Here is a 13,328-nt window from a genome sequence, read left to right as displayed (position 1 = left end):
ACAAAGACGGCGGGCGGGGGTCCGGCGTCCCCCGCCCGCCGCCGCTCAGCCGCCCGTGGTGGGCAGTTCCTTCAACTGGATGTTGCGGAAGGAGACCTGGTCGTCGGCGCCGTGGTTCTGGAGGCCGATGTGACCGTCGGTCAGGCTCCGCTCGGGGTCCTTGTTGGTGAAGTCGTTGATCTTGACTCCGTTGAGGAACACCTGGAGGCGTTCGCCCTGGACCTTGATCTCGTAGGAGTTCCACTGGCCGGGCGGCCGCAGAACCCGGTCACGGGCCTTGATGTCGGCCGACTTGAACGAGTAGACGGAGCCCGTGGTGCGGTCGGGCGCGTCTGTTGCGTCGATCTGAATCTCGTAGCCCTTGTTCACCGCGGACCAGGGGTCGTCGGAGGCCGGGAAGCCCACGAAGATCCCGGAGTTGTCGTCGCCCTGCATCTTCCAGTCGAGCTTGAGCGAGTACGACTTCAGGTCCTTGGCCTGGTACCAGAGCAGGCCCATGCCGCCCTCGGTCTCCAGGGTGCCGTCCTTGACGTTGAACTGGCCGGGGCCGGCCTGCTTCCAGCCCTCCAGGGTCTGGCCGTTGAAGATCTTCCGGTAGTCCTTGCTCGGCTTGCAGTCCGCCTTCACCTGGCCGGTGGCGTACTGCAGACCGCCGAGCAGATGGGCCCGGAAGGCCTCTTCGGCGTAGGACTCCTTGGTGTGGCCGCCGCCGGTGTAGAAGGACCGGCCGCCGCCGTAGCTCTGGCACCAGGCGATCGGGTGGTCGCCCTTCATGGTGCCGCCCTGGTAGGTGGTCTCGTCCAGGGTGGCGAGGACCTTGGCCTGCTGGCGCGGGTTGGTGCGGTAGTTGTACCACTCGTCGGTGCGCTCCCAGGCGTCGCCGAGGTGAGCGGTCGACGGGTGGTCGTGGTCCTCGACGCGGACCGTGGCCTTCTGGATGGCCGGGTGCGAGTCGAAGTAGGCGCCGACGAGACCGCCGTAGAACGCCCAGTCGTACTCGGTGTCGGCCGCGGCGTGGATGCCCATGTAACCGCCGCCGCCCGCCACGTAGTCCTCGAACGCCTTCTGCTGCTCGGCGTTGAGCACATCACCGGTGGTGGACAGGAACGCCACCGCGTCGTACTTGGCGAGGTTGGTCGTGGTGAACTGCCGGGCCTCCTCGGTCGCGTCGACCGTGATGCCGGCCGGGGCGCCGAGCTCCTTCAGGGCGGCGATGCCGGCCGGGATGGAGTCGTGCCGGAAGCCGGCGGTCTTGGAGAAGACGAGGACCTTCTTGCCGCCCCTGAACGGCTCCTTGGAGAACTCGAAGTCGTCCACGTCGTACAGCGCGCCCTCGCCGCCCTTGAAGACCAGGTAGATCTCCGTGGTGCCCTTGGGCAGCGCGCGCAGCGGCACGTCGACGTTCTGGAAGGTCTCCCAGCTGCCGGTCGGCGGGATGTACGCCGAGCCGTGCAGCGGTCCGTCGGGCGAGCCGGTGCGCAGCTCGATGAAGCCGCCCGCGCCGCCGGAGGAGGCCCGCACGGTCATCTTCTTCTGTCCGTCGAAGCGGTAGGGGGTGAAGGCGATCCAGTCGCCGTCGTTGATGTCGCCGACGGTCTTGCCGCCGTTGGCGCCGGTCTTGTCGTAGACCTTCACGCCCGACTGGGTGCCGAAGTGCTCGGCCTGGCGGTGCAGCGGCTGGAGCACGGCGCGGGCGGTGCCGGTCAGCGCCTCCTGGCCGTTCGCCCCGCCGTCGGTGTAACTGGCGCCGACGACACCGTAGATGTTGGCGTTGGGGTCGTGACCGCCGTCACCGGCCGGCGGTGTCAGGGTGCCCGCGCAGCCCATCTCGCTGGTCAGCTCGTGGGCGTGGGAGTCGTGGCCGAGGCTGTAGGCGACCTTGACCTTGGAGCAGTCGACCGTCTCCTCGGGGTCGGTGACGGTCACCTTGAACGGGACGGGCTTGCCGAACTCGGCCATGGTGCCGTTGCCCGGGATGTCGATCCGCACCTTGGGCTCGGTGTTGCCGACCACGATCCGGGTGCTGGCGTTGCCCGTGTTGCCCTCGGGGTCCTTGGCGGTGAAGGTGGCGGTGTAGGTGCCGACCTTCTTGTACTGGTGGGTGGGGTTGAGGCCCTCGCCCTTGGTGCCGTCGCCGAAGTCCCAGCTGTAGGTGAGGTCCGGGGAGTCGGCGTCCTTGGCCGTGCCGGTGAACTTGACCTTCAGGCCGGCCGCGCCGGACGTCTTGTCGGCGCTGACCTCGGCGATCGGCGAGAAGCCGTCCTCGGCGTTCTCGATCCGGTACAGCGCGGAGTGCTCGTCGCCCTGGAACCAGGAGATGCCGTAGTCGAGGACGTAGAGCGCGCCGTCGGGGCCGAACTCCATGTCCATGATCTGGGTGCCGGTCCACGGGAAGTCGTTGATCCTCGCGACGGAACCGTCGTCGTTCTGCTCGATCCGCTTGATCCAGCGGCGGCCGAACTCACCGGCGAAGAAGTCACCGTCGTAGGCCTCGGGGAACTTCACCTTGGAGTCGAGGTCGGGGTCGTAGCGGTAGACCGGGCCGCCCATCGGGGACTCGGAGCCGGTGCCGAACTCGGGCACGGAGCCGCCGTCGTACGGGATCCAGGCGGCCTGCGCGGGCGGCAGGTCGGTGAGGCCCGTGTAGTACGGCGAGGTGTTCTTCGGGGCGGCGCAGTCGAACTTCGCGCCGGAGGTGCCGGTGGCGAAGTCGTAGTCGACGTAGGCGTCGTTGTTGCCGGTGCAGAAGGGCCAGCCGAAGTTGGCGGCCTTCGTGACCTTGGCGAACTCGACCTGGCCTGCCGGGCCGCGCGTCGCCGAAGCGGCACCCGCGTCAGGGCCGTAGTCACCGACGTAGACGATGCCGGTCTTGTCGTCGACGCTCATCCGGAACGGGTTGCGGAAGCCCATCGCGTAGATCTCGGGACGGGTCTTGTCCGTGCCCGGGGCGAAGAGGTTGCCTTCCGGGATGGTGTACGAGCCGTCCTCGGCGACCTTGATCCGCAGGAGCTTGCCGCGCAGGTCGTTGGTGTTGCCGGCGCTGCGGCGGGCGTCGAAGGCGGGGTTGCGGCCCTCGCGGACGTCGATCGGCGTGTAGCCGTCGGAGGCGAAGGGGTTGGTGTCGTCGCCGGTCGACAGGTAGAGGTTGCCGGCCGCGTCGAAGTCGATGTCGCCGCCGACGTGGCAGCAGGTGCCGCGGGAGGCCGCGACGTCGATGACCTTCTTCTCGCTGGCCGTGTTGAGCGTGCCGTTGGCGTTCAGGACGAAGCGGGAGAGGCGGTTGACGCCGTCGAACTTCTTGAACTCCTCGGCGGTGCCGGCCTCCGGGGCGTCGCCCGCGGGGGTGTCCAGCGGCGGGGCGTAGTAGAGGTAGATCGCCCGGTTGTTCTTGAAGTCCGGGTCGATGCCGACGCCCTGGAGGCCCTCCTCGTCGTGGCTGTAGACGGGGATCTTGCCGGCGATCTTGGTGACGCCGCCCTGGTCGGTGAGGCGCAGTGTGCCGTCGCGCGAGGTGTGCAGGACGCTGCGGTCCGGGAGCACGGCGAGCGACATCGGCTCGCCCATCTCGGGTTCGCCCTTGGCGAGCGGAACCTGCTGGAACTGCCCTTCGGCGGCGGCCGGTTCGTCGTGCTCCGGGTGGCCGGGGTGGGCACCGGCGACGGTGGCCGGGGCGCCCACGGCCAGGAGCAGGCCGGTGAACAGGGCGAGGGAGGTGCGAAGCCTGGAACGCCTCGGGGTGCGGGTGCTTCTGAGTCTCGTTCTGTGCACGAAGTCCCTCCGGGAACGGGTGGGCCGTACTGGGTGGGTGCGTAGACGTGCCGTGCGGGCGCCGGGGTGCGCCGTCACCCCGGAGGGGGCTGTGCCGTAAGCAATTCCGTGTGTCCTGAACACTTCGGTATGTCCTGAACACTTCGGTGCGTCCTGGACACTTCCGTGTGTCCTGAACACTTCGGTGCGCCTTGAACACTTCTGTGTGTGTCCTGAACACTTCAGGGACGGTAACCGCGTCCGTCCGGGGCGAACACCCCTTGCGTCAGGATCGGTTGAACTTTTTCCCATCGCAGGACAAAGCGGGATCCGTGCAGGTCGGAGGGGGGACCGGCGGTGCTTCCGGTCCCCGTCCCCGACCTGCGCCGGGTGCGTGGTTCAGCTGTTGAACGCGGCGTCGAAGGACGCGCTGGGCGGCTCGAAGTCGAAGGCCTTGAGCCGGGTCAGCGCCTCGGGGGCGCCCTGGAGCCGGTCCATGCCGGCGTCCTCCCACTCCACGGAGATGGGCCCCTTGTAGTCGATGGACCGCAGCATCCGGAAGACGTCCTCCCAGGGCACGTCACCGTGCCCGGCCGACACGAAGTCCCAGCCCCGGCGCGGGTCGCCCCACGGCAGATGGGAGCCGAGGCGCCCGTTGCGGCCGTCGAGGCGCTTGCGGGCCTCCTTGCAGTCGACGTGGTAGATGCGGTCGCGGAAGTCCCACAGGAACCCGACCGGGTCGAGGTCCTGCCACACGAAGTGCGAGGGGTCGAAGTTCAGGCCGAAGGCGGGGCGGCCCCCGACGGCCTCCAGGGCCCGCCAGGTCGTCCAGTAGTCGTAGGCGATCTCGCTGGGATGGACCTCGTGCGCGAACCGGACGCCCTCCTCGTCGAAGACGTCGAGGATGGGGTTCCAGCGCGTCGCGAAGTCCTCGTAGCCGCGTTCGATCATCGACTCGGGCGCCGGCGGGAACATGGCGACCAGATGCCAGATCGCGGAGCCGGTGAAGCCGATCACCGTGTCGACGCCGAGGGCGGCCGCGGCACGCGCGGTGTCCTTCATACGGGCCGCGGCGCGCTGCCGCACACCCTCCGGATCCCCGTCTCCCCACACCTCGCCCGGCAGAATCCCCTGATGGCGCTCGTCGATGATGGCGTCACAGACGGCCTGGCCGACCAGATGGTTGGAGATCGCCCAGCACTTGAGGCCGTACTTGTCGAGCAGGGCCTTCCTGGAGTCGATGTACGACGGGTCCGCGAGGGCCTTGTCAACCTCGAAGTGGTCGCCCCAACAGGCGAGTTCGAGCCCGTCGTAGCCGAAGTCGCGGGCCAGCCGACAGACTTCCTCCAGCGGCAGGTCGGCCCACTGGCCGGTGAACAGCGTGAACGTACGCGGCATTGCGCGTCAGCCTCCTCAGGCCGCTATCGGGGTGATTCAGACGGCGATCGGGGTGTAGACGGAGTTCTTCTCGGCGCTCTCCTCCACCGCCGCGAGCACGCGCTGCACCTGCAGCCCGTCGGCGAAGGAGGGCTCGGGCTGCCGACCCTCGGCGATGGCGTGGACCAGGTCGCGGGCCTGGTGGACAAAGGTGTGCTCATAGCCCAGGCCGTGGCCCGGCGGCCACCAGGCGTCCAGGTAGGGGTGGTCGGGTTCGGTGACGAGGATGCGGCGGAAACCGGCGTGCGCGCCCGGTTCCCTGCCGTCGTGATAGGAGAGCTCGTTGAGCCGCTCAAGGTCGAAGGCGACCGAGCCCTCTGAGCCGTTCAGCTCGATGCGCAGGGCGTTCTTGCGGCCGGTGGCGTAGCGGGTCGCCTCGAAGGAGGCGAGGGCGCCGGAGGGGAAGCGGCCGGTGAACAGGGCGGCGTCGTCGACGGTGACCTGGCCGGCCCCGTTCGCGGAGACGGCGGACAGACCGCTCGTGGGGCCGCCCGGCAGCGGGCGTTCCTTCACGAAGGTCTCCGTCAGGGCGGACACCCCGCCGAGGCGCTCCCCGGCCAGGTACTGCGCCAGGTCGATGATGTGTGCGCCCAGGTCGCCGAGCGCGCCCGAACCGGCCAACTCCTTGCGCAGCCGCCAGGTCAGCGGGAACTCGGGGTCCACGAGCCAGTCCTGAAGATACGTCACCCTCACATGGCGCAGGTTGCCCAGGCGGCCCTCGGCGACCATTCTGCGGGCCAGGGCGGTGGCGGGCACACGGCGGTAGTTGAAGCCGACCATCGCCAACTGACCGCGCCCGTAAGCCTCTTCGGCCGCTGCGGCCATCGCCTGGGCCTCCTCGACGGTGTTCGCGAGGGGCTTCTCGCACAGGACGTGCTTGCCGGCGGCCAGCGCGGCGAGCGCGATCTCGGCGTGGCTGTCGCCCGGGGTGCAGATGTCGACGAGGTCGATGTCGTCCCGCGCGATGAGCTCTCGCCAGTCGGTCTCCGCCGTCTCCCAGCCGTGCCGTTCCGCGGCGGCCTGCACGGCCGTCGCGTCCCGCCCGCAGATCGCGGCCATCACCGGAGTCCGAGGGAGGTCGAAGACCCGGCCCGCGGTGCGCCAGCCCTGCGAGTGGGCGGCGCCCATGAAGGCATAGCCGACCATACCGACGCGCAGTGGTGGCTTGCGGGCCCCCGTGACCTGCACTCCCCCTTCGGAGTGCGTGGCCGGTGCCTGCGCCTCGTCGGGCTGCTGCGGCTGTCCCATGCGATGGTCCTCCTCGTCGTCGTACCGCGGTGGGGGGTTGGGGAGCGCCTTGCGGACCTCGCCGGCCGTCGCCTTGCGGACCTTGCCTGCCGTCGCGCGGATCCGAGCGGTGCCGTACGGGCCTGACCACGTGCCGTACGGGCCTGACCGCATGCCATACGGACCTGACCGCATCCCATAGGGACCTGACGGCATGCCGTACAGACCTGACCGCATGCCGTACAGACCGACCGCATCCCGTACGAACTCCACGAGCTCCCGAAACCCCCGAGCTCCCAGCACCCCCGCAGCCCAGGCCGGCTCGATCCACAGAACGCTCCCGGCCCTGCCCGACGGACCCCTCGGCCGCGTCGGGCAGGGTGCGCCTCACTTGAAGCCGGTGGGCATGTACTGGTCGACATTGGCCTTGTCGACGACCGCCGAGTACAGCGTGATCGAGGCGGGGATCTCGAACTCGGCCATGCCGCCGACGCCCTTGCCCTGGCCCAGCGCACGGGCCAGGTCGATGGCGGAGGCGGCCATGGTCGGCGGGTACAGGACCGTGGCCTTGAGGACGCCGTCGTCCTGCTTGATCGACTGGAACGCGGACAGCGCGCCCGCGCCGCCGACCATCAGGAAGTCGTCGCGCCCGGCCTGCTCGATCGCGCGCAGGGCGCCTACGCCCTGGTCGTCGTCGTGGTTCCACAGGGCGTCGAACTTCGACTGGGCCTGGAGGAGTTGGGCCATCTTGGCCTGGCCTGACTCGACCGTGAACTCGGCGGCCTGGCGGGCCACCTTCTTGATGTTGGGGTAGTTCTTCAGGGCGTCGTCGAAGCCCTGGGTGCGCTGCTTGGTCAGTTCCAGGTTGTCCAGGCCCGCGAGCTCGATGACCTTGGCGTCGGACTTGTCCTTGAGCTTCTCGCCGATGTAGTGCCCGGCGTTGAGGCCCATGCCGTAGTTGTCGCCGCCGATCCAGCAGCGGTACGCCTGCGGGGTGTTGAAGATCCGGTCGAGGTTGATGACCGGGATGCCGGCCCGCATCGCCTTCAGACCGACCTGGGTGAGCGCCTTGCCGTCGGCCGGCAGCACCACCAGCACGTCGACCTTCTTGTTGATCAGGGTCTCGATCTGGCCGATCTGCGCGGCCGTGTCATTCGACCCCTCGGTGATCTCCAGGGTGACGTCGGAGTACTTCTTCGCCCGGCTCTTGGCGTTGTCGTTGATCGCGTTGAGCCAGCCGTGGTCGGCCTGCGGACCGGCGAAGCCGATCGTGACCTCCTTGCCGGGCTTGTCGTCGGCGGCCGGCTGGTCGTTCGCGGCCGGCTCGTCGTCGGACTCATTGCTCGTGCAACCTACGAGGAGGGCACCGGCACCTATGGCGGCGGTTCCGAACAGCAGCCCTCTGCGACTGGTGAGCTCTGGCATGGCGGTGAAGCCTTTCCTCAGGTCGTGCTTGCGGTACGGCGCTGGACCAGCACGGCGGCGACGATGATCGCGCCCTTGGCGATCTGCTGGACGTCGCTCTGCAGGTTGTTCAGGGCGAAGATGTTGGTGATCGTGGTGAAGATCAGGACGCCGAGCACGGAGCCGACGATGGTGCCGCGGCCCCCGCTGAGCAGCGTGCCGCCGATGATCGCGGCGGCGATGGCGTCGAGTTCGTAGAGGTTGCCGTTGGTGTTCTGGCCGGAGCCGGACAGGATGATCAGCAGGAAGGCGGCGATGCCGCAGCACAGCCCGGACAGCAGGTAGAGGTAGAGCCGCTGGCGGCGTACGTCGATGCCGGCGAGGCGGGCCGCCTCCGCGTTGCCGCCGACGGCGACCGTGCGCCGTCCGAAGGTGGTCCGGTTCAGGATCAGCCAGCCGATGATCGTCACGACCGCGAACACCATGACCAGGGGCGGGATGCCGAGGACGTATGCGTCGCGCTCGCCGAGGTCGAGCACCGAGGGAATGGTGACGATCTGCGTCTTGCCGTCGGTGATCTGGAGTGCCAGGCCGCGTGCGGACGCCAGCATGGCGAGCGTCGCGATGAAGGGCACCATGGCGCCGTACGCGATCAGCACTCCGTTGACCAGCCCGCATCCCACGCCGACGATCACCGCGGTGAAGAGGATGCCGGCGAAGCCGTACTCCTGGGTCGCGACCGTGGTCGCCCACACCGAGGCCAGCGCGACGATCGCACCGACGGAGAGGTCGATGCCGCCGGAGACGATGACGAAGGTCATGCCGACGGTGACGACGCCGATGACGGAGGCCTGGGTGAGGACGAGCTGGAGGTTGCGGGTGTCCAGGAACTCGTCCGGCTTGGTGATGCCGCCGATGACGATGAGCGCGGCGAGAACGCCGAGCAGGGAGAGCGTGCGCACGTCGGCGCGGGCCATCAGGCCCCGCCAGGCGGGCGCGGCACCGGCCGACGGCACCTTGCCGGTGCTGTCCCGGGGCGGGGAGGCATGCTGCGTCATGACGCCGGGCTTCCTTCCATGACGAGGTCGAGGACACGGTGTTCGTCGAGTTCGCGCGCGGGTGCGGTGTGTACGACACGGCCCTCGCGCAGCACCAGGACGCGATCGGCGAGGCCCAGTACTTCGGGCACTTCACTGGAGACCAGGAGCACGGCGAGGCCTTCGTCGGCCAGTCGCCGGACCACGGCGTACAGCTCGGCGCGGGCGCCGACGTCGACGCCGCGGGTGGGTTCGTCGAGCAGCAGGACACGGCAGCCGCGCAGCAGCCAGCGGGCCAGGACGGCCTTTTGCTGGTTGCCGCCGGAGAGGGTGCGCACGGGCACCGACGGGTTGTCGGGCCGCAGTGACAGCTCCCGGGTGGCGGCCCGCGCCGCGCCCAGTTCGGCGGCCCGGTCGATCCAGCCGCCGCGCGAGAAGCGGGACATGGACGACACCGACACATTCCGGGTGACGGACTCCAGCATCAGCAGGGCCTGCGCCTTGCGCTCCTCGGGGGCGAGCCCGAGCCCCGCGCGCACGGCGGCCCGTACGCTGCCGGCCCGCAACGCCCGTCCGTCCACGAGGACTTGACCAGCGGTGGGCTTCCTGGCCCCGTAGATCGTCTCCAGGATCTCCGAGCGCCCCGAGCCCACCAGCCCGGCGAGCCCGACGATCTCTCCGGGCCGCAGGGTCAGGTCGAGGGGCTCGAACTCGCCGTCCCGGGCAAGGCCCCGGACCTCCAGCAGCGGCTGCCCGACGGTCGTGTCCTTCGTCGGCCGCTCGGGGAAGACGTACTCGACGTTGCGTCCCGTCATCATCGCCACGACGTCACGCGTCGGCGTCGACTTCGCCGGGAGCCCGCCGGCCACGGCCCGCCCGTCCTTGAGCACGGTCACCCGGTCGCCGATCCGGCGGATCTCCTCCAGGCGGTGCGAGATGTAGACGACGGCGACTCCGGCTCCGGTGAGGTCGCCGACGATACGGAAGAGGTTGTCGACCTCGTCCGGGTCGAGGGCGGCGGACGGCTCGTCCATCACGATCAGCCGTACGTCGTGGGAGAGGGCCCGGGCCATCGACACGATCTGCTGCTGAGCCGCCGACAACTCCCCCACCAGGCGTGCCGGATCGATCTCCGGGTGCCCAAGTCGCTTGAGCAGCTGGGCCGTTGAGGCGCGCGCGACCTTTCCCCGTACGACGAAGCCGGCGGCCGTGGGCTCGTGGCCGAGGTGGACGTTCTCGGCGACCGACAGGTGCTCGACCAGGTCGAGTTCCTGGTAGATGGTGGCGATGCCGAGGCGCATCGCGGCGATCGGCGAGCGGAGGGTGACCTCCTCGCCGCGCCAGCGGATGATGCCGGTGTCGGGCTGGTGGGCGCCGGCCAGGACCTTGATGAGGGTGGACTTGCCGGCGCCGTTCTGGCCGAGCAGGCAGTGCACTTCACCGGCCTGGACGTCGAGGTCGACGCCGTCGAGTGCGCGGACTCCGGGGAACGACTTGGTGATGCCGGACATGCTGAGCAGCGGTGGTTCTGGTGCCATGAGGTCCCCTTGGCGGGCGTGCGGGCCGGTTTCAGGGCGGGGCGAGGCAGAGCAGGGCGAAGCTGAGCGCTGTGCGAGGTGCGGTGCTGGTGAGCCGTACGGAGAAGGTGGCTTACGCGGGTGAGAACAGGTGGTCGCTGATGAGCCGGGCCGCGCCGATGACTCCGGCGGTGGGGCCCAACTCCCCCAGCACGATGGGGAGGTTGCCGGTCGCGAGGGGCAGCGACTGGCGGTAGACCTGGGTGCGGATGGCGGCGAGCAGGTTGTGGCCGAGGCCGGTCACCCCGCCGCCGATCACCACCAGGCCCGGGTTGAAGAAGCTGACGAGTCCGGCGATGACCTGGCCGACGCGGTTGCCGCCCTCGCGGATCAGGTCGAGTGCGGTGGCGTCGCCCGCGGCGGCCGCGGCGGCGACGTCCACGGCGGTCAGGGTGCCGTTCGCCTCCAGCCGCGAGGCGAGTTCCTCCGACAGCCCCTGCTGGGCCGCGTCCACGGCGTCCCGGGCGAGGGCCGCCCCGCTGAAGTGGGCCTCCAGACAGCCCCGGTTGCCGCAGGCGCAGGGGCGGCCGTCGGGCACGGCCTGGATGTGCCCGATGTCGCCCGCGCTGCCGGTGACACCGCGGTGGACGTCACCGCCCGCGACGATGCCGCAGCCGATGCCGGTGCCGATCTTGACGCAGAGGAAGTCGCCCACGGAGCGTGCGACGCCCGCGTGCTGCTCCCCCATCGCCATGAGGTTCACGTCGTTGTCGACCATGACCGGGCAGCCGAGTTCCTGGCTGAGCGCCTCCCGCACGGGGAAGCCGTCCCAGCCCGGCATGATCGGCGGAGCCACCGGGACGCCCTCGGGGAAGCGGACCGGTCCCGGGACGCCGATGCCGGCGCCGTCGAAACCTTCCGCGAGCCCGGAGGCCCGCAACTTCGCGGCCATGGACAGGACTTGCTCGAAGACCGCGACGGGGCCCTCGCGTACGTCCATGGGCTGGTTGAGGTGTCCGAGGATCTCCAGCTCGGCGTTGGTGACGGCGACGTCGACCGAGGTCGCGCCGATGTCGACGCCGAGGAAGCGCAGGTCGGGGTTGAGCCGGATGTTGTGGGACCGGCGGCCACCGCGCGAGGCGGCGAGTCCGTCGGCCACGACCAGTCCCGTCTCCAGCAGGCGCTCCACCTCCACGGCCAGCTTGGACCGCGAGAGGTCGATCTGATCGCCGAGCTGGGCCCGGGAGTTGGGCCCGCCGTCGCGCAGCAGCCTGAGCAACTTGGCCTGATGACCGTTAGCGGGTCGCGCCGTCATACGTCTCACGAGCCCCTCCCCGCCTCAATCGGCCTGAGCGCGCCGGGTTTCAGCCACGTCCGCGGCTGCTTTCGAGGGGAACGTAGCAGTGGCTGCCGGGAGTGGGAAGGACTTGCGCGCAGATTGCCGTCAACTTTCTCCACTCACAGGACAAAGGCAAGCCCCGGACTCCGGGGAACGACACCATCGGGCGGGTTCGGGGGCACCCCAGCTGATCGGCGATCTGCGCCAAGAGACCTGCAACGGGCTGTGGTTGGCTACTCTTTCCCTGCCAACAGCAGGTGCTTTGGGGGGAGCGCGGATGGCTCAGGAATCCTCGACCGACGAACCGACGACGACGCCCCGGTCCGGCGGCTCACCCGAAGCCGGCCCCGGCTACGCGATGCGCTTGGCGAACGGCTCGTACGACTGGTACCACGGCGCCGCCGTCAGAGCGCGCCGCAACTTCCGTCTCTCCGAGACCCTGCTGCTGATCATCTCGGCCGCGATCCCGGTCTCGGCGGTCCTGTGGTCCAGGAACGCCGAGGTCCCCGCGGTCCTGGGCGGCATCGTCGTAGTGATCACCGGTCTGCGCTCGACCTTCCACTGGCAGGACGACTACCTGCGCTTCAGCCAGGCCCGCGAGGCAGTCGAGGCGGAACGCCGCCTCTACTGCACGGGGGCGGAACAGTACGCCGCCCCCGAGACCCGCGACCAGGCACTCGCCGCCGCCGTCACCCGCATCGAGCAGCGGGAGATGGGCACCTGGGTCCAGCTGGCCGCCCCCCGCACGGAGCCCACGGGGACCAATGCGCTGCCATGACCGTGGAACGGCGCGCTCCTGAACACCGCGCCCGGGCACCACGGCGACTACGACAGCTCGGCCCGGGTCAGGAGTTGCCCCGTGCGTGATACGACCGGCGCGTGTGCTCCGTGTGCTCGCGCATCAGCTGGGTGGCGCCGGCCTCGTCGCGGTCGGTGATCGCCGCGATCATTGCGCGGTGTTCGATCCAGGACTGGTGGCCGCGCTGACGGGCGACCGGCGTGTAGTACCAGCGGACGCGGCGGTCGACCTGGGCGGCGAGCTCGGCGAGGACCGCGTTGCCAGCGAGTTCCATGATCTTCGCGTGGAAGCGGGCGTTGAGGGCGACGGCGGTGTCGACGTCGTCCGCGGCGACGGCCTTCTCGCCCTCCGCGCACAGCTGTTCCAGGGCCTTGATGCCGGCGCTGTCCGCGTGGGCAGCGGCGAGCCGCGCCGCCTCGGCCTCCAGGAGGGTGCGGACGGTGAGGAGCTGGTCGGCCTCCTCCTCCGTCGGCTCGTGCACGAACGCGCCCTGTGCGGGCCGCAGATCCACCCAGCCCTCGGTGTTCAGCCGCTGCAGCGCCTCCCGCACCGGCTGGCGCGACACGCCCAGGTGACCTGCCAGTTCGCTCTCGACCAGGTGCTGGCCGGGCTGGAGGGCGCGGGTCGTGATGAGTTCGAGCAGCGCCTCGTAGACGCGGTCGCGCAGCGGGCCGGGCCGTTCGAGCTTGGGCACCGCACCCTGCGGCAGTCCTGTCGACAACATCGGTTCCCCTCCTGGGCGAACGCCGGGCGACTGCATCCCGTAGCCGATCGTCACTGAAAGCCAGTATTGATTGTCTTTCGTCTACAGTCTACGGCGC

General features: G+C 69.8%; 9 protein-coding genes. 1 reads left to right on the top strand and 8 read right to left on the bottom strand.

Annotated elements, in window-relative coordinates:
• Window positions 1-45: 45 nt before the first annotated feature.
• The 7 genes from OG254_RS41355 to OG254_RS41325 form a co-directional block, all read right to left on the bottom strand.
• Window positions 46-3,768 (bottom strand): ThuA domain-containing protein, encoded by a 3,723-nt coding sequence (locus OG254_RS41355; protein WP_405592587.1) that lies wholly within the window; start codon window positions 3,766-3,768, stop codon window positions 46-48.
• Between the two features lie 378 nt (window positions 3,769-4,146).
• Window positions 4,147-5,145 (bottom strand): sugar phosphate isomerase/epimerase family protein, encoded by a 999-nt coding sequence (locus OG254_RS41350; RefSeq protein WP_351192633.1) that lies wholly within the window; start codon window positions 5,143-5,145, stop codon window positions 4,147-4,149.
• Between the two features lie 36 nt (window positions 5,146-5,181).
• Window positions 5,182-6,432 (bottom strand): Gfo/Idh/MocA family protein, encoded by a 1,251-nt coding sequence (locus OG254_RS41345; protein ID WP_405595500.1) that lies wholly within the window; start codon window positions 6,430-6,432, stop codon window positions 5,182-5,184.
• A gap of 366 nt (window positions 6,433-6,798) precedes the next feature.
• On the bottom strand, window positions 6,799-7,836 hold the full coding sequence (locus tag OG254_RS41340) for a substrate-binding domain-containing protein (protein ID WP_405592585.1): 1,038 nt from the start codon (window positions 7,834-7,836) through the stop codon (window positions 6,799-6,801).
• A gap of 17 nt (window positions 7,837-7,853) precedes the next feature.
• Complete coding sequence (locus tag OG254_RS41335) at window positions 7,854-8,873, bottom strand: ABC transporter permease (RefSeq protein WP_405592583.1); 1,020 nt, start codon at window positions 8,871-8,873, stop codon at window positions 7,854-7,856.
• Complete coding sequence (locus OG254_RS41330; protein ID WP_351192644.1) at window positions 8,870-10,390, bottom strand: sugar ABC transporter ATP-binding protein; 1,521 nt, start codon at window positions 10,388-10,390, stop codon at window positions 8,870-8,872. Before OG254_RS41330 ends, OG254_RS41335 begins: the two co-directional genes overlap by 4 nt.
• 112 nt (window positions 10,391-10,502) lie before the next feature.
• Window positions 10,503-11,684: an ROK family transcriptional regulator gene (locus tag OG254_RS41325; RefSeq protein ID WP_351192702.1), complete on the bottom strand. Its 1,182-nt coding sequence runs from the start codon at window positions 11,682-11,684 to the stop codon at window positions 10,503-10,505.
• Window positions 11,685-11,985: 301 nt separating this feature from the next.
• On the opposite strand from OG254_RS41325, the gene OG254_RS41320 reads away from it, so the two are divergent.
• A complete protein-coding gene (locus OG254_RS41320) occupies window positions 11,986-12,486 on the top strand; it encodes a DUF4231 domain-containing protein (protein WP_405592581.1) in 501 nt (166 codons plus the stop codon).
• A gap of 67 nt (window positions 12,487-12,553) precedes the next feature.
• On the opposite strand, the gene OG254_RS41315 is transcribed toward OG254_RS41320, so the two are convergent.
• Window positions 12,554-13,231, bottom strand: coding sequence for a GntR family transcriptional regulator (locus tag OG254_RS41315; RefSeq protein WP_405592579.1), 678 nt, complete (start codon window positions 13,229-13,231; stop codon window positions 12,554-12,556).
• Window positions 13,232-13,328: the final 97 nt, after the last annotated feature.

The sequence above is a fragment of the Streptomyces sp. NBC_01092 genome (assembly GCF_045039535.1).
Classification (GTDB): Bacteria; Actinomycetota; Actinomycetes; order Streptomycetales; family Streptomycetaceae; genus Streptomyces.
The sequence above is the reverse complement of the archived record's forward strand: the minus strand, read 5'-3'. Positions and strand labels throughout refer to the sequence as shown.